Source organism: Chitinophaga horti (assembly GCF_022867795.2).
Classification (GTDB): Bacteria; Bacteroidota; Bacteroidia; order Chitinophagales; family Chitinophagaceae; genus Chitinophaga; species Chitinophaga horti.
This window is the reverse complement of the sequence record NZ_CP107006.1, coordinates 2,487,675-2,509,631: the sequence shown is the minus strand read 5'-3', so window position 1 is coordinate 2,509,631 and position 21,957 is coordinate 2,487,675. Positions and strand designations below refer to the sequence as shown.

Sequence of the window (21,957 nt, the reverse complement as noted above, 5' to 3'; positions counted from 1 at the left end):
TGCGGTGCGCCCCGGCCAGTCGGCACCAACATTTCAAATTGTGCCTATTGCGGGCACAAATTCATGGACGTTAAAATAGAGATCAAACCGGAAAAGCCCTGATATGAGTGCAGCTCTGATAACCCGCTGGGATACTTTCCTTCAGAAGATAGAGACCCGTTTTGCCGAATCGCTGGAACTGGGCGAACAGGCGGCGCTGGATAGTCTCGATGAATCGGATTACGACTATTATGTGTCACTCCGCACGCTCACGGCCATCCGTACGCAAATCGACGAATCGTTGATCCGCAAGATCGATGAAACCTGGCAGTACCAGGTGTACCCGGCTATGCAGGCGGAAGGTATGTCGTGGGGCGACGAAGCGCGCAAGGGGTACGCTTTGCAGGATGCATTACATGACCGGCTCCATCTTTGGATGATGGTGGCCGAAGGTAAACTTTCTGAAAAGTATTATACGCACGCCATCGGGCTGATCAACCGCGATTTTCGCTGTACACAATGTAACTCGCCGCTGCAGGTGAAGAAGGATTTTTTCATGTCGCAGTACGTGTCGTGCAGGTATTGTGGTGCGGTGAACACATTTGAGCCGGAAACAAAATATGCGACAATTGGTTGGAATGTTGTAGACAGTATGTCGGAGCTGTATGCAATGCCGGCCTACCTGGCGATGCGCAACATCCCGCAGGATAATAGAGAAGCCTATGCGAATGCGGCGAGGGCTTACGTAGAAAAATACATCGATGAACGCATCAAACTGTTGCCCCACACTGCTGAAACCCGGGAACAGGATATAGACAGAAAACTTAAACGTACAATCTGACACCATGGAAAAAATCAACGGCGTATCATTTGAAGAATACGCAGCAGCCAGCGGAAACCTTGCACAAGGCATGCCCGAAGAAAAATTGTTACAGATCCTCGGCCTCGAAAAACCAGTTTGGGACGAAACCATGAACGCATGGGGCGTAAGGCTGGGTGAACTGATGACGGAAGACATGAACTACGCCACCAAGTTCGGCGAACTGTTTGCCAACCCCAGCGCCGGCCGCTTCGCCGGACAATCCACTGCGCAAACCGCGGATGATATCCTGGCTTTGGTGCCGGACTTTGACACTTATCAGAAAATTTTCTGGCATCAATCCATCGCCGCCGGTTACGGTGTAGACCCGGCAGGTGTGATCGAAGGCTACGGCCTGGACCTCGGTAAATGGGGCACGATCGGCATGCATTACAGCGCGGAGCAACACAAACTGCTCGACCATACACAACCGGATTACGCACAGCGTTTCCAGGAGTTTACGGACGTGCAGGACAAATGGAGAAATCATTTCGAGGCATACTACCAGGATAAAAAGGTGGATCTCGGTGACGATATAAACTTCTGATATGGGAATACTGGACGCCGCTAAAGGTCAGTTACGGTCGGTCATCACCTGGGAAGACCCAGAGGAATGGGAAATCTTCAGGCGATACACCCGACCCCACGATGAGCTGAAGAACGCCTCTACGCTGATCGTTCAGCCCGGTCAGGGTTGCATTTTTACGTATGAAGGCAAGATAGAAGGCGTGTTTGCTGAGCCGGGAATGTACAACCTGGAAACAGACAACAAGCCATTTGTTACGACGCTTCGCAAGTTTATGACCGGTTTTGAAAGCGAACATAAAACAGGGCTCTGGTTTTATCGTACGGCCGATATCGTGAACATCCGCTGGGGTACGCGTGTGCCGGTTACGTACAACGACCCGGTATACAGTTTTCCGGTGAACCTTCGGGCTTATGGAAACTTCTCTATTCGCATCGCACAGGTGGCGGATTTCTTTACGAAGATCGTGGCGGGGAAGCCGGCTTACTATGCACATGAATTGCAGGAGCTGTTGTGTTCCCGCATCGGGCAACCCATCAGCCATTACCTGGCAAACGCGAAGTTCTCGTATGCCGGGGTGGACAGTCATCTCGAAACGATTGCTGCGGATGCTGCGCAGAAAACAGCCCCGGAGTTTCTCGTCTTTGGTTTTGAGCTACTGGATTTTCGCATCGAAGGCTCTTCTTTTGATGAGGAAACGAATAAACGCATTGCAGGCATTTCGGATATACAGGCGGATGTACAGGCAGCAAGGCTGGCAGATGTTTCGTTCGAAACGCTGCAAAAAATGCTGGCACTACGCGACGCTGCCCGTAACGAAAATGGTACGGCCGCACAAATGATCACTGCATATAACATTCATCCGCAACCGGCGCCGGCAGCGGCGGGGCCGTCTGTAAGGGATCGCCTGAAAACACTGAAGGAGCTGTTTGATGACGGCTTGCTGGATGAGGAAGAGTATAAACTCAAAAAGCAGGAACTCATGAAAGAGCTATAAATAAAAAGCGCCGGCATGTATGACCGGCGCTTTTTGCTATTATACTAGTTTCATTTTTTCCGGGTCCCAGCGTATGATCTTTTTCGAAAAATAGCTGTCGTTGCAGGCCAGGGAAGGCGCTGCGGCCCTGAAGCCGAAAGTGGCATCTTCCACCACCGGTTTGCCAGCTCTTACCGATTCGAAGAAGTTGGCGAAGTGGTCCAGGTGATCGCTATAACCTTTCGGCGCGCGGAAAATGATGTCTTCTTTCTTTTTCGATTTGCGTTGGTCGGCCGTCCACTTGGCATTAAACTCCTTCGTCATTTCCTCCTGCATCGCTTTCGGGAATGTGAAGAGCGAGTCGTACCCGCCAAAACCAGGCGCTTCGGGCATAATGCTGTGCGTGATCTTCAGGTCGTTGCCGTTTACTTCGATCACACCCTCCGAGCCAACCAGGCGGATGATTTGCTGACCGCCTGTGCCGCTGATGAAATTCACCTGTAAGGTAAGCTGAAACGCCGGATGCTCGGGCGAATCGGGGTATTGCATTACGCCGGCCATTACGTCGGGCATGTTACGACCATCTTTCCAATAGCTGAACTGGCCGGTGCCGTAAATCGTTTCCGGGCCTTTGGAATTAGTGATGAAGTGTGTGCCGCTCAACAAGTGTACGAACAAGTCACCGGCTACACCGGTACCAATTTCTTTAAAGGCGCGCCACCAGAAAAACTTCTTTGGATCGAAAGCCATCTTTGGCGTTGCGGCAATAAAGCGGTCCCAGTCGAGTGTTTCGGCGCTCGCATCTTTCGGAATGGTGTACTGCCAGGCGCCGATCGAGCTTTGACGGTCATAGGCGGCGTTTACCATATTCAGTTTACCGATTTCGCCTGCGGCCAGCAGCTCCTTAGCTTTCGCCAGTCCGAGGCTGCTCACGCGCTGACTGCCTACCTGTAATACTTTGCCATACCTTTTCTGCGCGGCTATGATGCCCTGGCCTTCGCTGATCTTATAGACCATCGGTTTTTCGATATACACCGCTTTGCCGGCGGCCAGTGCGTCGATCGTCATGCGGGCGTGCCAGCAGTCCATCGTGGCGATAATCACCGCATCAATATCTTTACGGGCCAGCAGTTCGCGGTAGTCGCGGGTGGTGTATAGATCTTTGCCATACAGTTCCCTGGCGTTCTCGAGGCGACCAGTATACAGGTCGCAGATGCCAGCCAGCTCAACGCCAGGCACTTTCAGGGCAGTAGCCAGGTCGAAGTGGCCCTGTACGCCAAAGCCGATTACGCCTACACGAATTTTGTCGGCGGCATTAAATTTCCGGTCATAGTGCAGGATGCGCTCTTCCGCTTTTTCCTGTGCGGCCAGGCTGCTGAAAGGTGTGAGGGCAGCAAGCATACCTGTGGCGCCTATCTGCCTTAGAAATCTTCTACGGGAGTCTTTTTCAGACATGTTATCTGTGTTTTGACGTGGTGAATGTTGGGCAGGCAAGGGTTTCCGTGGACTGCTCCGCAGCCAATATACTAAAGTTCGGGGCAAAAAAAAGGCCGCCGTGATCAACGGCGGCCGCGGTTAATTTTATCCTTTCCGGAGACGGGCCTCTTCGAGGTCGAGGCTCGATTCTATCAACCGGAGTACACTATCATCAAAGCTCGATTCCCGGCGCATTTTGGCCAGTACGTCGCGCCGCAGGGAAATCAGTTCCAGCAGGATTTTTCGGTTCAGGCCGCGGATGGTGCTAAGGGCCTGCTTCTTGTCCTCTTCGCCCAAAGTCGCCGTAGAGGCGTTCACGCTGCGTTCTATCTGCTCTTTGATCCGATGGATCGTTTCATATTGCTGCATTTCCACCGCGTAATTGGTGTCGAGATAATCGATGGCACATTTGCCCAACTCTACCCGGATCTCTTCCACCTGTTCTTCTTCCGGGATGTATTCATCCACTTCCTCGACCTTCAGCCATTTGATGAAGAACGGGAGGGTAAGTCCCTGGAAAACAAGCGTAACAAGGATGACAACGAAAGTAATGAACAAAATGAGGTTACGATGCGGGAAGGCGGTCAGCTTATCATCCAGGGTTAAAGGAATGGCGAGTGCAGATGCCAGCGATACTACGCCCCGCATACCGGCCCATCCAATGATGAACGGTAATTTGAGGCCGGGACTTTTCTCTGACTCACGGATACGTTTGCTGACAATACGCGGAATGAAGGTAGATGCGTATACCAGTACGATGCGGATAATAATCACCAGTCCGGTGATGATCAGCGCATATTTGATCGCGTCCGACATGGAATAACCTTCCAGGCCGGCAATAATTACCGGCAGCTCGAGACCTATCAATATAAATACGAAACCATTCAGCAGGAAACCTACTGTCGTCCATACCTCCTGCGTTTGCAGGCGTGTATGATAATTTAAAAAGTCGCTGGAGCGGAAGGAGAGGAATAATCCACCGCTCACCACCGCCAGTACGCCCGACCAGTGAAATTCTTCCGCGACGATATACATCAGGTACGGCGCGATCAGTGTAATGGGCGTCGTAATACTGGAAGCGTGTACCCAATAACGTAAGATCCAGTAAAGCAGGTGGGCAATCATCAACCCTACAAATACGCCCATTACAGCGGATTCGAGGAAGTCTACCGCAGCTTTCTGTATCACAAATTCGTTGGTAAGAATAGCGGCTACCGCGAAGCGAAAGACTGTCAGGGACGCCGCGTCGTTCACCAGGCTTTCGCCTTCCAGGATCGTGAGACCGCGTTTCGGCACGGCCATTCCTTTTAGTACGGATGTGGCGGCCACGGCGTCTGGCGGAGAAATGATGCCGCCCAGTAAGAAGCCTAGTGCCAATGTAAAGCCGGGAATAATATTTACAGAGAAATAAGCGATCGCTAACGAAGTAACCAACACCAGTCCGAAGCCCAAACTTAAAATCGACCGTTTCCACTTCCATAACTGGTTCCACGACGAATGCCAGGCCGCCTCAAAAAGGAGCGGGGGCAAAAAGATGAGGAACACCAGTTCGGGATCCACATTCAGTTGCGGCATGCCAGGAATAAAACTAATGGCAAGACCGCCAATTACCAGGAAGATCGGATAGGAAATTTTCAATCGCTGGCTCAGCATAAATAATAAGGCCATCGCGAAGAAGAGCGATAAAATCAGGAGCAGGTGATGATGTATCAATACTCGTCGTTTTTTTGGTGAACGGCGAAGATAACGATTTTAGGTTAGAAAGACTAATGAAGATGAGCCATCATGGCTCGTTTTGATGTTTGATTACTTAAGATTTGCTTAAGATCAGCTTAATTTCATGGCTTCATAAAATTGCTTGACGTACGTATCGCCAACCGGCACGAGGTGCGCGCCCATGAAGATGCGTTGCTTCTCGACACTGTCAACTTTGCTGATAGAAACGATAAAAGATTTGTGTACCCTTATAAATTGTTGGGAGGGCAGCGCCTCCTCAAAGCTTCGCAGATTCTGTAACGTAAGTATTTTTTGCGACGTGGTTTGAATCGCCACGTAATTGCGCAGGGCTTCCACGAAAAGGATTTCGTGCAGGTTAAGGCGGATGATGCGTTTATCGGTTCGAATAAAAATGAAATCCGGCTGTGGCGGCGCCTGTTGCATAGGCAGGCGATGCAGTACTTTCTGTACAGCTTTCACGAACATGCCGAACGGAACTGGCTTCAGCAGGTAGTCCACGGCATCGTACTTAAAGCCTTCAAGCGCATATTCGTCGTAGGCGGATACAATGATCACGTCTACATTCGTTTGACGCAACTGCATAAATTCTACGCCGGTTAGTTCGGGCATTTGTATATCGAGAAACACCAGCTTTACCTGCGGCGACTTCGCAAGAAATGAAAGTGCTTCCACCGGGTTGTTGAAAGTGCCGGCCAGCTCCAGCTCCGGCATTTTACGCACGAATTGCTCAATCACCTGTACGGCCAGCGGCTCGTCATCTACGATTATACATTGTAATGCCATGTCACCAGTTAATTTGTAAAGTCACTTGATAGGCCTGTTCCGAAGCTGCAATGTCCAGTTGATATTGGCCGGGGTACACCAGTTCCAGTCGTCGCCGCACATTTTCTAACCCAATACCGCCGGTTTTATCTTTCCGTTTAGGCATGTTGAAGTTATGCACTGAAAACGTAAAAAGCGTATCCTGGCAGGTAATGGTAATACGGATCGGTTTTTCGGGCTGATTGGTTACGCCGTGTTTAAAAGCGTTTTCTACGAACGGAACGAGTAGCAAAGGGGCGATGTGAAAGCTGGATACATCACCCGTTACATCTAGTTGCACGCAGCTGTCGCAGCCCGTTCGCAGGCGATGCATAGCGATAAAATCCCGGAGGTATTGCAGCTCGTCTTCCAATTTGCCACGGTAAGCGGCGGCCGGTGGCTGATCGGTCATATACTGTAACAGGTGCGACAGCGTGCGGGTGGCGGTGACGGCCTGCGGTGAGCGTACCAGCGCCAGGGAGTAGAGGCTGTTTAAACTGTTCATCAGGAAGTGCACGTTCAGCTGCGTTTTTAGTAAGCCCATTTCCGCTTCTTCCTTTTGATGCAATAGTTGTAGTCGTCGTTTGTCCGCATCCAGCCAGCTGCGAAACAGCACGTAAGCCAGGGCGGCGCAGAATATCCAGGCGTGCGTCCAGGTACAGGAAATAGCGTAATTACTGAAGGTACGGTAAACGGGCAGGCCATTGCGGAAGCCCATACGCATCACTTCTTCATTCAAAAAGGTGACAGACAAACCGTATTTGATAAGCGTAGCCGCGATATGAAGAAGGAGCAGTCGCAGCGCCAGCCCAGGCAGATGGCGGTTTTGCAGGTAGCGCCGGAATGGCCATTGGATCGCCGTGTAAAAGATGAAAAAGTGAAGTAATCCGAAGAGGCCCTGCTGAATGTGCAGGTGTAACAATTTCAACTGCGTGATGGGCAGGTTCATATTTAACAAGCCCATGGTGTATTGTAACAGCATCCAGACCGTCAGCAACACCAGGAAAGTACTAACCTTGCGTCGCATAGACAGGGATTTTGAGGTGATGCGAATACCTGTTCCGGAGCGCCTGCAGCCAGTTGGTGGCTGTGCCGGACGACAGGCCGAGGGTTTGCGTGCCGATATGCAGCCGCATCGTTACGACGGTCAGACCTGTATGTTCGTCCAGCAAACGCTCGGCTGCATGCTGTAATTGAAGCGGCGCGATGTATCTGCCAGTGGCATCGCCCTCTACCACCAGGCTCACTTGTTGCTGCGGAAACAGGCGGTTGTGAAGGTCGAGGTAAAGGTGGAAGAACTGCAATTCCTTTTCCAGCGGCGCTTTATCGAGCCGTACCGCCTTGTCGTATAACATGTAGCGCAACAGCTGCGATAGTTGCAGGATGGCTTCTGCACTTTCGCCCTCCGGTTGCCGCTCGTTGGCCAGCATTTGTTCGATCGCTTTCAGTTTGCGTAATAGTAGCTGGGAAGAAAAATGCATTTGCGCATATTGTCGTCTGGCAAGCGCCGTTTCGGCCTCAAGCCGCCTGCTTCCTGCATCGCCGGCGCGCCACCTTAGAAAGATATAGTAAGCGTAAGCCCCCATAGTGACGGCAATGCCCGTGCCCAGTGTAAAGCGAAAGTAAGTGGGAAATGAGAAGTAGCGTTTAGGCATGCCTATCATGGCGATGGCGCCCTGCAGGATGTCGTCCGGGAATAGTCGCGCCACAGCATATTTGATCAGGCAGAAACAGAACACTACGCCGGTAGCCCAGCCAGCTGCCAGCCAGTGTTTGCGCCTATCGTGCAACGGCAGCACTACAAAAGACAGTACATACCAGAGTTGAAAGTTGATGAAGCCATACAGCAGGTACCGGATGATGGTATAACGCATGCCGGGCCAACTGCCCCAGTTGCCCTGTAATACCGGGAAAACGTACAGCAGTATGAGGCCCATCCAAATGGCCAGGTGAAGCAGGTAACGATATGTAAACCGGGTTTGCAAGATCGGGCTAAGATACGCTATAACAGGGCTTTTGGCGTGTTTTTTTTCGTCCCTGTGTAATGCCGGGTCGTACCCTTTTATGGCCTGTACGTACAATTTTTTCCAAAAGTATGCGCGGCACCGGCTATTTTGGTATCCAGGTTGGGCTGCTGAAGGCCCGATCGTAACATCAAAAACCACATATGAATACAATAGGTATGTTGAAACCAGCGCTGCTGGCCCTGGCGCTTATCCCGGCCACGGTTATTGCTCAAAAAACACCGATGCCTAAACTGGTGACGGTTAAAGGAAAGGTAATGTTCGATGTGCCGGCAGGCATGCCGCGTAAGGTATGGCTCAGCCGCGAGAACGGGTTGGGCAAACCCGACCTGGTTGACTCTGTTGAATTAGGCCAGGACCTTACTTACACGTTTAAGATCAAGCAGGACCACCCCGGCGTATATCGCCTCGACGTACTGCATTGGGACCGTATCCCGTTCTGGAGTGATGGCGATGTAACGGTTACATCCCGTGGCTACGACACTTCGCGTTACAAAATGAAGATCCCGCATTTTTATTTCGTGGAAGGCTCATCGGACAATAATTTCATTAACCTGACAGAACTGAACAGTACCAACAGTTACCTGCGTAGTATTGAAGAATACAACCAGGAATATTACGCTAAACAACATCGCCAGAAAACCGGCGACAGTGCGTGGATCACTTATCTCGACACGCGCCCGCGTTACAATACGCCCAATGAAGACGCCAGGATGCGCCGCGATGCATTACAAAAGATGTATAAAGATCGCCCGGTGCTGATCTATACCTTGCGCCCGGGCGGAAACCCGGACGACACGGCCCTGTTCAACGGCACGATGCGCCAGTTGGACAGGCTGCTGACGCTTTATCCCTGGATGACAGAGGCTAAAAACATGAAGACGACCATCACCAACAATCGTTTACAAGCGATGAAGCTGAAGCCAGGTCAGCCCGCGCCAAAAGTCGCTTATCCTGATGCGGATGGCAAGTTGCAGGGACTGGAAAAGTACCAGGGAAAATACGTACTGGTTGATTTTTGGGCAAGCTGGTGTGGCCCTTGCCGCCAGGCGATCCCGAAGGTGAAGGAGTTATATACGCAGTATAAAGCGAAAGGCCTCGAGGTGGTGAGTGTGTCTATCGACGATAATAAGAAAGCCTGGGAAAAAGCGATGGGCGAGGAGAAGATGCCTTGGGAACAATTGCTGAGCGATAACAAAGAGAAAACGATGCAGGAGTTCCAGTTCAGCGGCATTCCGACGCTTTATCTGATAGATCGCGAAGGTAAGATCGTGACGAAATACACCGGTTATAGTCCCGAAGCTGAAGCCGGCATCCGCAGCTTCATAGAAAAAGGCGGCGCGGCGAAACCTGCGGTGGAAAGGAAGTCTGTTCCGATGACGTCGATGTAAATTTATTGCACATATAGCGCTTTTTTAGTGGCCTGTCCTTTGCGGGGCAGGCCGCTTCGTTTGATGGGGCCTCTGTATCGGATAGCCCGCGAGCATTTATGCGCTATGACCTGTCTTTCATAGGAGGGCAGTTTGCATTTACGTTATGGCCTGTCTTTCATAGGAGGGGCAGTTTGCATTTACGTTATGGCCTGTCTTTCATAGGAGGGGCAGTTTGCATTTACGTTATGGCCTGTCGTTCATCGGGGCCGCCGCCTGCATTAGAAGAACTTAGGACAAGCTACGAGTCCTTTCGCTTTAGACGCTGCGCGAGACAGCGAGAAGGCAATAGAGATTTCATGCGAGCCATTCGTGTAAGTTTGTAAAGCGCCTACTGCAAAGTCGTATGCGTAACCGATGCGAAGATCTGCCGTGGGGAACACCTCGATAGCTGCTACCGCGGCATTACGGTTTTTAAGGTCTTTTTGCAGGTTTGCTTTTTCATACAACTTAACGCCGGTGCGGTACGAGCCGCCGAGCCACAACTTTTCGCCGAACAGCACGAATGCATTCAGGTCGAGGCTGGTGGGGCCGCCGGTATCGTCTTTGAACAGGAAAGATGGTTTAAGATGGATATTTTCTCCCAGAGACATCAGCATACCTCCGGTTAAATAGAAGTGCGGGCGTGGCTGCGGAATATAGGTGAAGCGTCCTTTGCTCATGCGGGATGCAACGAGATTATCGGCTGAAAAACCCAGGAAGAAACGTTCATCAGCATAATAAATACCCGCCCTTGCATCCGGAACAATGGTTTGTTGCTTGCCGACAGGGGCTTCCATTTCCGGGTCGAGCGTGTGCATTAAAGAACCGTCGATACCTAATTGTGCCACACCAACACCAAGGCCCAGTGAAAGACGAGAGGTGCCTTCTTCATTCATGCGAATACGGTAGGCATAGCTGGCATAGGCAGATTGTGTGCTTTGTGCACCCAGTTTGTCGCTCGAAATTTGCAGGCCAAGGCCGACGTTGCCGTCATTCACAACGCCGTCTGCCGCTACAGAAAAGCTTCTCGGAGCACCCTCGATGCCTGTCCACTGCGCACGATAGTAACTGTGAAGATTTAATACCTCTTTATAACCGGCATAGGCAGGGTTGATGTACATGCCGTTAAACATGTACTGGCTATATTGTGCATCTTGTTGTGCAGCAAGTTTGCCGGCGGCGGATAATAACAGTAACGCGAATACGAAAATCTTTCTCATAATAGGTTTCATCGGATTATTGTTGAAGTTTTCTCATCAAAGTAGTGTATCCTGTAAGCACCTGCCAGGCAGATGAATTATTCTTTTTCACGCGTAGCAGGTAGTAGTAAGTGCCTTCGCTCAGGCCATTACCGCGCCAGTTCTGCTGGTAGTTCTTCTGACGGTAAACCTCGTTACCCCAGCGGTTCATCATGATCAGTTCATTTTCTGCATATTGATTCAGTCCCCGGATTTCGAATGCATCGTTACGGCCATCGCCATTCGGCGTGAACAGGGTAGGGATCTGTACATCCACCGCTACAATGTTGATCCGCACGGTTGCGATGTTGGTCGGGAAGCCTTGCTCGTCCTGCACCTGGTAAGTGAATTGGTCTTCGCCACTGTAATCTCTGTCAGGCGTATATTGCACAGTACCGTCATTGTTGGTGAGCAGGCTGCCGTGGGCCGCGCGCGCAATCACACTCACTGTACGTTTGTTGAAGCGGGACATCCTCGCGTCGTCGTTATCCAGTACAGGTACTGTTACCGGAATGGCAACACGTGTTTCCGCCTGGTCGTTTACCGCGATCGGCAGGCCGGGTACATTCGTGATCGTCGGAAGATTATCATTTGTGCTGGTGCCCGATGTGTCAGATACGGTATTGTTGTCAGGCGTGAGACCTGTTACCACCGCCGTATTCGTTATCTGACCATTGGCCCTGTCCTGCGCGGTAATGTTGTAAATGGCGCGCAGCGAAGCCGATCCGTTGGGCTCCAGGTTAGCGGGCAACGTACGCTGCATGTTCAGCATCTTGTCAATGATGGTAACGCTGTGCAGGGTAACGTTGCCGCTGTTGGTAACAGTGAAGTTGTAGGTGATTCGGTTATTATCAGCGTTGAGTACCGCTGTTTTAACGAGGTGTATGCGAGGTTGCACGATGATTACAGGTTCTTCCTGTTTGACAGGAGGTACGGTGATAACCGGTGGTACCGTAACCACAGTATCAACGGGAACTTGAACTGGTGGCGCTGTGATCACCGTATCTACGGGCACCTGAACTGGTGGAACTGTTACAACAGGTACTTGAACAGGCGGCACTGTAACCACAGTATCTACAGGTATCTGAACTGGTGGGACGGTGACCACAGTGTCTGCCGGCGCCTGAACAGGCGGCACTGTGACCACAGTATCCACTGGCAATTGTACCGGCGGAACCGTAATTACAGTGTCAACCGGCACTTGAACCGGTGGCACCGTAACCACAGTATCAACCGGCACCTGAACAGGCGGCACCGTAATCACAGTATCTACCGGTACTTGAACAGGCGGCACCGTAACCACAGTATCAACGGGCACCTGAACAGGCGGCACCGTAATCACAGTATCTACCGGTACTTGAACAGGCGGCACCGTAACCACAGTATCTACCGGTACTTGGACCGGCGGCACCGTAACCACAGTATCAACGGGCACTTGAACAGGCGGCACCGTAACCACAGTATCAATCGGCACCTGAACAGGCGGCACCGTAATCACAGTATCTACCGGTACTTGAACAGGCGGCACCGAAACCCCAGTATCTATCGGCACTTGAACCGGCGGCACCGTAACCACAGTATCTATCGGCACGTGAACCGGTGGCACCGTAACCACAGTATCTACCGGCACTTGAACCGGCGGCACCGTAACCACAGTATCAACGGGCACTTGAACAGGCGGCACCGTAATCACAGTATCTACCGGCACTTGCACAGGAGGCAGCACCGTAACCACAGTATCTATCGGCACTTGAACGGGCGGCACCGTAACCACAGTGTCAACAGGCACCTGAACAGGCGGTACAGTATCCACCTGTGGATGGACCACCTGCGCCTCTACGGAAAATGTATAATCAGCCCGATCAGTATCCGCGTCGTTATTGATGATGCGTACAGTCGCTTTGTAAGTGCTGTCTGCGAGCCCCGAAGGGTTGAATCGTACAGCGAAAAATGTGCTATCACCGCTGCGCAGCCTGTAAGTACTAGCTGCCGCTGCGATGCTGAATGCAGCGCCATCTACGGTAATGTTATCGAGCCTTAGATGACCAGTACCGGTATTGTGCGCGTAAAAGGTGTGGGTGATGATGCTATCGGCGGTTGTGCCGAAAGAGGTACCGTCTGCTGCGCTTACAGTGGTACGGTTATCATCGATAAAGAATGTATTACCGGTTACGGATATACGCGGATTAGTGATAACGTCTATAAAGGTCCTTGAAGGAGCGCTGGTTTCGATGCCATCATTGATAGTAATGGTTACTTCCCGGCGGTTGGTGTCGGGCGAGTGGTTCAGGTTGATGTAACCCAATTGCTTCAAAGCGGTAATATAATCAGCCTGCGATGCCGGGCCCGACAGTACTACCACTTTCGTGCTATCACCTGAAATGCTGATGCCTGCAGGCAAGCTGCCTTTCAATACGATTCTTTCAGCACGCCCGTCTGGTACCTCGGTTAAGGTGATGATAGCTTTTACGATCGCTGAAGCATCAGGGTCGATAATCGACAGGTCGTCGTCTGCAATATCGGTGGCCATGGTGCTGCCCGCTACAAAACGGTCAAGGTAAACAAAAGCGCCGTCCAGGCCGCTGCTCTTATCAGGATCAGGATCAATAACCGGGGCATTATTTACGCCTGTAGGCACCGTGATCAGGTTGTTGCCATAAAAACATTCTTGGTAAGTAGTATGCTGATTGCCGAGGGTGTCGAGTGAGAAGATTCGTCCGATTGCATGCCCAATGCCACCTGCTACGTAGCTGCCATCGTCGTTGGCGACGATCGTCAGGGCGATATTCAGGTTGGAAAAGCGGCTCAGGTCGAGTGTGAAGTCGAACGTTTTGCAATCCCCAGCCCTGATCTCGTCCGGGAAGTTGCCAGTAAACAGGAGCACCGCAGCGGTATCCAGCGTGGGATTACCGGCGTAAATAGCTACCGGCATACCTCCGTTGCTATTGCCGGAACCTGGGTTGCATACGTTTACTTCGGCCTTTACCATACTTCCGCTAATCTTGCTAAAGCTAACGCCGCCTGCTTTGAATGCGATGTCGGGTTTCGAACCATAGTAATCTGCGGACAGCAGCAATTGGTAGTCAGGGTTAGCCAAACCAGTCCTGGTCGTCACCGTTAACTGACTTTTATCGGCCGAAAGGGAAAAACTGATGTCGTAGTTGTACGGACCTTTAAAACCAACTGTGTTGCGGTGAGATCGGGCGCTGCTGTTATTGAGCGGCACGCCCTTAAAGGCGAAGTTGTCATCGCGGCGTTCCATCAGCGAAAGCCCTACCTGCTGGTAAAAATAGCCGGTAGCGGTTTCGTTGGCCAGATCGATGTAAGCGTAGGCTTCGAGTGAGTTCTCATTGCTCTCGCGGTCGGTATTAACCGCGTTACCTGTTTCAGAAAGATAGATCGCATTCGTGCCAGGAGGGATCGTAAACGTGCGGCTCACGCCGGAAGTAGCGCTCTGGCCTTTCGGTACGCTTTTGATATCTGAATTCACGAACTCGGCACTCATCCCTTTGCCTGTCCGCGTGTAAAATTCAACCACATAAGCATCATCGAAGTCCCGCGCATAGGCCGCATCGCGTTTGATGATAAGTTGTCCGTTGGCAACGTATATCTTCGGGTTATATACGCCGACAGCGCCATTAGTAGTAAGCTTATTGCTGAAGTCGCCCGCTGCATGGCCAGAACTTAAAAGGTCGCCGTTGTAAGAAGCGGGCATGTCACTTACGATGTACGTAGAGCGGCGGTTTACAGAGCCGCCATTAGCCAGTGTAATGAACCCGTTGGTCAGCTGCTTGTCCAGGTCGATCGTAAAACGCAGGTTGGCGTAACCTTCCTCGGTGCCATCAGCGGTATTAAGGTCTGCATAGCTGGCGTTAGTTCCCTTGCCGGAAATGAACACCACATTAGCGCCTGCAGGTACCGGAACAACGAGGTCAGTGTGGGCGCTCGTATTGCCATGTAGCAAGGTTTTTACCTGTGGTCCCAGCAGGTTCAGGGAGTTGGTAAAAGGGGAGAGGTATTGCACATAATACGACGAGTGCAGGCCGGCAGCGCTTTGCTGTACAGTAAGTACATTGCCCTGCACAGTAAACTTAACATTGTTCAGGTCAGGAGTGGCGTCGCCCATTTTAGCAGCCTGCGGCACGTAAGCCCCAACCGGTACATTACTCCATCCATAAACGTTCGTGCCGGATCCATCTCTGTTCGTGTTCTTCGCGTAGTTCACGACGCCGGAAGAAGTATTCGACGCCAGGTCGATAATAGCGCTCACCGTAATAAAATCCTCATCTCCCTTTGCATAGTCGCTTACGTTGTTGGTGATACCGGTCTCGGAAGAAATATAAATGGAAACAGACTTTACGCCCTCCGGAATAGTAAATGACGGCGCGGGTCCGCCGGGGCTGCTGTACTTCATTTCGACGCCCGTTACGTCCGCTCGTTTACCACCACTGGGGCCGCACGGACTAACCGGCATTTGCGCCCGGCTGATAAGCGGCAGTAATCCAAAGCTGGCTAACAGTAAGAGTTTTATGAAATATAGGTTCATAGTCTGGTGAATGCACAGGCACGAAGCTCCCGTTTCCGGCAGGGCCGAAAAAATAACGGAAAGGTTTTCACGAATTGAAGCGGAAACTATATTTGGTGTAAATCGGTGTTTTCTTCGGTTATCCTAAAATCGCCTGGTAATATGGTTACGGTCTCTCGAAGGATATTTTCTCATAATCAAGTTCGCTCTTTCGTCCTATGGTGATGCAAATTTACGAAAGTTACAGTTCAATAAGCACAACTTTCGTGTTATATTCTGTCTTACATCTGTCACATTTACAGTTAGTTAGCGTCAGTTAAAAGGGCAAAAACAATGACGGTGGTCAGTACAAATAGTGACGGTGGATATAGGCTGTTTAATGGCAGAGACGGGCTTTTTGAGGAGATGTTCCGCCTCTGCCATTGTCTTATTTCAAGCGAACGTATTTTTCTATGTTGATGCGGTCAATGTTTGTTCCTGCGACCTTTTCTACTCCTTGCTGCACGAGTGTGTCGCCGTTCAGTTTAACGGTGAAATGAAAACTGTTGCCTTCCCACTGCCTGTCCGTACAATACTCCAGGTTTTCCGTGTATGCGCTATCCTTTAGCGTATAGGTGCCTGCACCAGCGGAAAAGAAAGCATTCGCACTATCTTCTCCATTTGCCAGATCATGACCGGTAAAAGCAAAGTGGCTGCCGTTAATGATCTTTACAAACGATTTGCCATCCGTATAATCAGTATGCACCGTGCCGTTTTTGTCGGTAACGGTGCCCGATATAAGTTTCCAGGTACCTTCAATGGAAACCGCGGGCTGTGATGGTGCGCAGCTTGCCATCCATATCAGACCTGCTGCAAAGGGGAACAGTTTTTTCATATGTGGACGTGTTTATTGTTCTTTTTTTCGTAACCATCTGCGCACCGGCTCGTCGTACAATATCATGGCGAGCCAGGCCACTCCGAGTAATATCGGTACGGCTATGGCAATGATAACCGCCAGCTGCCCGGCGTCCGGTTTATAAGTTGCGTAATAATTAGCGAACGACCATATCACCGCGTAATGCGTCATATAGAGCGGATAAGAGATTTTGCCGGAAAAGACACAAATACTCCGCACACTTTCATGCAGGCGCGCACCCGCTCCCAGCGCCACCAGGAAGGGAAAGTATACTAGTACGACGATTAATTCTATTAACCAGTTATATTGGAAATACGGCATTAGTAACCCCACCAGCAGCAAAGCTGTTACCCCCAAAAATCCCAGGCGGTTACGGATGATCCATTGGTAACGGAACACAAGCATGCCTGCCGTAAACGAGTAGGCGAGGCGCGGCAATGCATGCCAGAAGGTGTCTTTACCCCAGCCGCCCATTACGTTTCCTGCTATGTAAGCGGTATAGCCAAGACCGATAGCCGCAACGATCGCAAGCCCGGCAAGTATGCGCCGGCTGGCCTTCCAGAGGAAAAGCCCGTATGCAATGTTGGCTATATATTCCCAGAACAACGTCCAGGCCGGGGCATTAAAACTGAACAAATTGAAGTAACGCTCCGGCATCACCGGGTAAGGGATGAGCAGCAGCGAGGTGATAAACAGTAAACCTATCTTTACAAATCCATACCCGTCCGGAATAGCGCCAAACGGATCGAAAAGAAAAGTGAGTAAGCCCAAAACAGAACCAAGTATTACTAAAGGATGCAGGCGTATCAACCTCAAGCGAAAGAAAGTGCCGATCCCCATTTTATCCATCCGGCCATCGTAAGCGTAGGCGATCACGAAACCGGAAAGGCAAAAGAAAAAGTCCACCGCGAGGAAGCCGTGTCCCGTAAAGTTTTCAGTCGGAATATAAACCACCTCCATGAAGTGAAAGATGACCACTACAATGGCCGCAATGCCTCGTAGTCCGTCCAATATCTCAAAATGCGGTTTTGTTTTTAATAAATCTGCCGGCGCGTTAGTGGCGCGAATCGCTCCCTGTTCCATGACGTGTACGTGCTCTTGAAATTCTCTTGAAAGGCTCAAGATAAGTGTCGGATAACGAATTTGCAAATCCGGCATCGGCGAACCCAACCGGATGGCACGGTTTTGTAGGGTATCTATATAAACTATACACCATGACAGATAAGAAACATAACAAAGAAACCAAGGACGAAGCGGAAGATTCACCGGTACAACCAGATCCGGAAACGCTGGGTCCTGATCCGCAGGAAAACATGGAAGGCCCGATCTCCTCCATTGTAAAAAACATTGCGGAAGCAGGGGATGAGGAGGATAAAGAGGACCGTGAGAACGATGAGGAAGTAAAACATTCCTAGTTTCCGATAATCGATGCGCAGCTGTGGCGAACCGGTGGAAATTCTCCCCGGATCGTTGCGGCTGCTTTTTTTGGGAAAATTTGCTCCCTGAAACGCCCTGCAAATCGAGCCTATAACATTTCAATGTTATCAAAACCTTATCGAGATCATAAAAAAAGGTTAAAGCTTTTTATTTTTTTAAAAAAGATTTTACTACTTTCGTAATTGTTAGTGAACATCTAGCTACAATTATCCATACCAGTGAACTTGGAATTGCGAATTGACTTTGTTTTATCAGTGAATTTTGGAGCAATCATTAATACAATCAAATCTGTATCAACGCGAAATCGAACTAGAGAGAAGAAATCAATCTGAGACTTTGGGATTGAGTTTTTTAACAAATCAGGACAGGAACAAAAAACTACTGCAATAGAACTGCACTAGTGGTTATTTTTTAAAGCAACGCAAATTACACGTGAAAAGGAAATGGTCGCACAACTTAGGCGATCGTACTTCCACATCTATTTTCATTTTCCAACGACGTTTAGAAACAGTGCATCGGCCATAAGCCGCAAGAGAGTATCCTTTACCGTATTGAAAAAATCGGGACGAACAGTGAATCCGGAATAACGTCATCAAATATTTTATCAGGCATGTTGAATGCTCCGTAAACGGGGCCTGGGCTTGCTTTTTCCACGAACAAACATCGGCTTATTCAATAACTACAATTCTAACCAAAATCACATCGCAATGCGAAAATTTTATGCATTTCTCATGCTGGCGGTGCTGCTATTCGGCAGTATAACGCCACTCCTGGCTCAGGAAAAGGTAACAGTGAGCGGGATCGTCTCGGACAGTAAAGCTGCAGTGGTTTTAGGAGCTACTGTAGTGGAGAAGGGTACGAGAAACGGCGTTCTCACTGATGAAACCGGGCACTATCGCATCTCGGTTTCTCCCAATGCCACGCTGGTAGTATCTTACGTAGGTTATGTAAGCAAAGAAGTAAAGCTGACGGGCAATACGACCGTTAACGTTACTTTAGCAGAAGACCAACGCGCACTGAAAGAAGTGGTAGTATCTACAGGTTATGGCGACCGTACTAAAAGAAGCACAGGTTTCGCTACTACTACTGTTTCTGGTGACGACATCCGCAGAACTGCTGCTGTAAACCCGATCTCCGCGCTGCAAGGCATGGTGCCAGGCTTACAGGTGTCGCCCAACGCAGGTGGCCCCCAGGCATCTGTGCGTTTCCAGATTCGCGGTTCCGCGAGCCTTGATCCTTATGGTAACCAGCCACTCATCGTAGTGGACGATATCGTCATGGACGACCAGGTAGTAATCCACAACCGTGGTGGTGACCAGGACTTCGGTAACGTGTTGAAAGACATTAACCCGGATGATATCGAGTCCGTAAACATCCTGAAAGGTGGTGCGGTAACGGCGCTGTACGGCAGCCGCGCATCCAACGGTGTGATCGTGATCAAAACCAAAAAAGGTTTCTCTCAGAAAGGTTTGGGTGTAACGCTGTCACATACCATGATGTGGGAGCAGGCCTATAAAACTGTTAAACAACAGAACCGTTTCGGTGCTGGCGTAAATACGGAAGATTGGGGCAATGTAAATGATACCCTGGTGATCAGCGATGATTACTACACCAACTTCGGCCCGGAAATGAAAGGCCAGATGTTCCGTGACTATAACGGTGTTTACCGCGCTAACAATCCTGGTGTAAACAACCCGCTGGACCTGTACCGTACTGGTATGACCCGTAATACGAACATCGGTATCAATGGCGGTAACGATAAAACGACTTTCCGTTTTTCTTATTCCAACATGGGGTCTCAGTCTGCTACACCTAACAACAACATGGACAGGAACAGCTTCGCCTTCCGCGCAACGCACCGCCCGTCTAAAGCTGTTTTGTTAGATGTGAACACGTCTTACACCCAAAGCAAATCGCTGAACCCTGCTTTCCAGGGTGAAAGTGCGATTATGTATGCGACCAGCTATTCTGTACCTAGAAACTATGACCTGAATTACTGGCTGAAAAATTACATAGATACTGCTCGTGGTGGTGTTAATCCGCTGGATCCCACTAACGCGACAGAACAATTCTGGAAGGTCTTCGAAAACAGGTATGAGCAACGCGAAGCTAACTTCCGCGCTGGTTTAAACATGCGTGCAGATCTTACAGAGTGGCTGCGTTTCGACGGTACTGCATCCATCAATGACCTGCAGACTAATTATACAGGTAAAGAGCGCGGTACAGGCGTTGGTTTCGCCGGTGGTAACTATGCTGTTCGCAACTCTGGCATCAGACAGTATCGCTATCGCGGTAGCCTGAGTGTGATCAAAAAGGTGAATGATTTCGACATCCTCTTCCAGGGTGGTGCTGAGATGAACCAGTCAAATGGAGTGAACGTTTACATGAAAACCCGTGGCTTGGTGATCCCCGACTTCTACCGTATCTCTAACTCTGCGGGTACAGTAGAAATCAACGAGGGTAAACCTAACAGGAGTGAAACAGGCTCTCTGTTCTTCCAGGGTAGCATCGCTTACAAAAACTACCTGACGTTGAACCTGTACGGTCGTAATGACTGGAACAGCACACTGGTATATCCTGACGGACACGGTGATTATTCTTACTTCTATCCTGGTGCTGACTTAGCCTTCGTAATTTCCGATCTCGTACCGGTAACTGGTCTCGACTTCGTGAAACTGCGTGCTTCTTACGTAGAAGCTGGTGGTGGTACATTCCCGTACAACACAAGCACTGGTGCATTTACAGCATATGATTCTTACCGCGATAACACCGGCGCATTGATCATTCGTTATGGCTACCTGGGTTCTGCCCTCGGCAACGCTAACCTGATCCCGGTTCGTAACGCTAAATTCGAGACTGGTCTGGAGTTCAAATTGCTCCGCAACAGGTTAGGCGGTGACTTCACCTTCTATACCCAGGACTCTAAAAACCAGATCCAGGACTTCAACGTAGAGCCTACTTCCGGTGTGAGGTCTGCACTGACCAACGGTGGTAAAGTAAGGAACGTGGGTATTGAACTGCAATTGTTCGGTACACCGGTGAAAACGAAAGATTTCTCATGGGACGTGCTCGTGAACTATACCCGCAACCGCAACAAGATCATGAGCCTCGCGTTGGGTGCTAAGTACCAGATGCTCGACGGTGGTGACGGTATTTACTCTGTAGCAGAAGCGGGTGGTGATTATGGCGCTATCCGAGGTGGTTACGGTTATGCTTACTACCAGGCGACTGATGGCAGCGGTAATCCTGTAAAGAGCAACCTGAATGGCCTGCCTTTGCTGAGCCTCTCTACCAACGGTTCCGGTACTTACTTCGGCGATCCTGTAGTATTCTATCGCCGTGCACAAAGCTACAATCCTACCGTTGGCAAAGAAAGCGATCCGGTGATGGGCTCTACACTGCCTAAGTTCCTGGGTAGCTTGCGTAATACCTTCAACTACAAACGTTTCTCGCTGAGCGCCTTCCTGGACGCTAAGATTGGCGGTGATGTATATTCAAACACTTATGGTTATGGCTCCCAATATGGTGTAATCGCCCACACGTTGTATGGTCGTAACGCCGAACTGGGTGGCTTGCCTTATACGAGCACCTCTGCGGGACAGCCTGGTCAACGTAATGACGGTATCATTCCTAATGGGGTATTCGGTCCTGGTACCAACCTGCCTGCAAGCGCCAGCGCAGATGGCCAGGCACACGATCTTAGCGGTATGACTGCTCAGCAGGCTTACGATGCTGGTTACCTGAAACCAACACCTGCTGCTGACTACTACAACCTGACTTACGGTTGGGGTAACGGTATCCGCCAGGCATCTATGTTCGAATCTTCCTGGGTGTCCTTGCGTGAAGTGTCACTCAGCTACGACATGCCACTGGATCTGGTGAACAAACTTAAACTGAACGGTTTAAGGGCTACCATCATCGGCCGTAACCTTGGCTTCCTGTACAACAGCGCTCCGGATGACGTAAACCCTGATAACCTGAGCTCTACGAGCAGTGGTGCTTTCATGGAAAGAGGTGGTACGCCTTACTTCAGGCAGTTCGGTTTCTCGCTGAATGCTACGTTCTAAGAAGT

The 21,957-nt window shown here is 50.3% G+C and carries 15 protein-coding genes; 6 read left to right on the top strand and 9 right to left on the bottom strand.

The features are described from left to right. The first annotated feature begins 103 nt into the window (after positions 1-103). Genes MKQ68_RS10180 through MKQ68_RS10170 form a run of 3 tightly spaced genes read left to right on the top strand, consistent with a single transcriptional unit; the run spans position 104 to position 2,361 of the window. Positions 104-820, top strand: a complete 717-nt coding sequence (locus MKQ68_RS10180) for a hypothetical protein (RefSeq protein WP_264283196.1) — start codon at positions 104-106, stop codon at positions 818-820. 4 nt (positions 821-824) lie between these two features. Continuing rightward, positions 825-1,385 (top strand): DUF6620 family protein, encoded by a 561-nt coding sequence (locus MKQ68_RS10175; protein ID WP_264283195.1) that lies wholly within the window; start codon positions 825-827, stop codon positions 1,383-1,385. Between the two features lies 1 nt (position 1,386). After that, positions 1,387-2,361: an SPFH domain-containing protein gene (locus tag MKQ68_RS10170; RefSeq protein WP_264283194.1), complete on the top strand. Its 975-nt coding sequence runs from the start codon at positions 1,387-1,389 to the stop codon at positions 2,359-2,361. Positions 2,362-2,400: 39 nt separating this feature from the next. Here MKQ68_RS10170 and MKQ68_RS10165 read toward each other — a convergent pair whose 3' ends face one another. From MKQ68_RS10165 to MKQ68_RS10145, 5 genes are all read right to left on the bottom strand, one after another. Then, a complete protein-coding gene (locus MKQ68_RS10165) occupies positions 2,401-3,795 on the bottom strand; it encodes a Gfo/Idh/MocA family protein (protein ID WP_264283193.1) in 1,395 nt (464 codons plus the stop codon). A 126-nt stretch (positions 3,796-3,921) separates the two neighbouring features. Continuing rightward, positions 3,922-5,529, bottom strand: a complete 1,608-nt coding sequence (locus MKQ68_RS10160; RefSeq protein WP_264283192.1) for a Na+/H+ antiporter — start codon at positions 5,527-5,529, stop codon at positions 3,922-3,924. 114 nt (positions 5,530-5,643) lie between these two features. Then, positions 5,644-6,336 carry a LytR/AlgR family response regulator transcription factor gene (locus MKQ68_RS10155; protein WP_244839059.1) on the bottom strand — a complete coding sequence of 231 codons (693 nt, stop codon included), beginning with the start codon at positions 6,334-6,336 and terminating at the stop codon, positions 5,644-5,646. A 1-nt stretch (position 6,337) separates the two neighbouring features. After that, positions 6,338-7,381: a sensor histidine kinase gene (locus MKQ68_RS10150; protein ID WP_264283191.1), complete on the bottom strand. Its 1,044-nt coding sequence runs from the start codon at positions 7,379-7,381 to the stop codon at positions 6,338-6,340. After that, positions 7,365-8,291 (bottom strand): histidine kinase, encoded by a 927-nt coding sequence (locus MKQ68_RS10145; protein WP_264283190.1) that lies wholly within the window; start codon positions 8,289-8,291, stop codon positions 7,365-7,367. The genes MKQ68_RS10150 and MKQ68_RS10145 overlap by 17 nt, the downstream gene beginning before the upstream one ends. 230 nt (positions 8,292-8,521) lie before the next feature. On the opposite strand from MKQ68_RS10145, the gene MKQ68_RS10140 reads away from it, so the two are divergent. Continuing rightward, positions 8,522-9,769, top strand: a complete 1,248-nt coding sequence (locus tag MKQ68_RS10140; protein WP_264283189.1) for a TlpA family protein disulfide reductase — start codon at positions 8,522-8,524, stop codon at positions 9,767-9,769. A gap of 260 nt (positions 9,770-10,029) precedes the next feature. Here the strand turns inward: MKQ68_RS10140 and MKQ68_RS10135 are convergent, their stop codons facing one another. The 4 genes from MKQ68_RS10135 to MKQ68_RS10120 form a co-directional block, all read right to left on the bottom strand. Next, on the bottom strand, positions 10,030-11,010 hold the full coding sequence (locus MKQ68_RS10135; protein WP_264283188.1) for a PorP/SprF family type IX secretion system membrane protein: 981 nt from the start codon (positions 11,008-11,010) through the stop codon (positions 10,030-10,032). A gap of 16 nt (positions 11,011-11,026) precedes the next feature. Next, positions 11,027-15,574 (bottom strand): T9SS type B sorting domain-containing protein, encoded by a 4,548-nt coding sequence (locus MKQ68_RS10130; RefSeq protein ID WP_264283187.1) that lies wholly within the window; start codon positions 15,572-15,574, stop codon positions 11,027-11,029. Between the two features lie 406 nt (positions 15,575-15,980). Next, a complete protein-coding gene (locus MKQ68_RS10125) occupies positions 15,981-16,427 on the bottom strand; it encodes a lipocalin-like domain-containing protein (protein WP_244839071.1) in 447 nt (148 codons plus the stop codon). Between the two features lie 12 nt (positions 16,428-16,439). After that, entirely contained in the window at positions 16,440-17,531 is a 1,092-nt protein-coding gene (locus MKQ68_RS10120; protein WP_264283186.1) for an acyltransferase family protein, read from the bottom strand. 131 nt (positions 17,532-17,662) lie between these two features. Here MKQ68_RS10120 and MKQ68_RS10115 point away from each other — a divergent pair, with 131 nt between their 5' ends. Together MKQ68_RS10115 and MKQ68_RS10110 are read left to right on the top strand one after the other, a co-directional pair. Continuing rightward, positions 17,663-17,863: a hypothetical protein gene (locus tag MKQ68_RS10115; protein ID WP_244839074.1), complete on the top strand. Its 201-nt coding sequence runs from the start codon at positions 17,663-17,665 to the stop codon at positions 17,861-17,863. 729 nt (positions 17,864-18,592) lie between these two features. Continuing rightward, positions 18,593-21,952 (top strand): SusC/RagA family TonB-linked outer membrane protein, encoded by a 3,360-nt coding sequence (locus MKQ68_RS10110; protein WP_264283185.1) that lies wholly within the window; start codon positions 18,593-18,595, stop codon positions 21,950-21,952. Positions 21,953-21,957 lie beyond the last annotated feature (5 nt).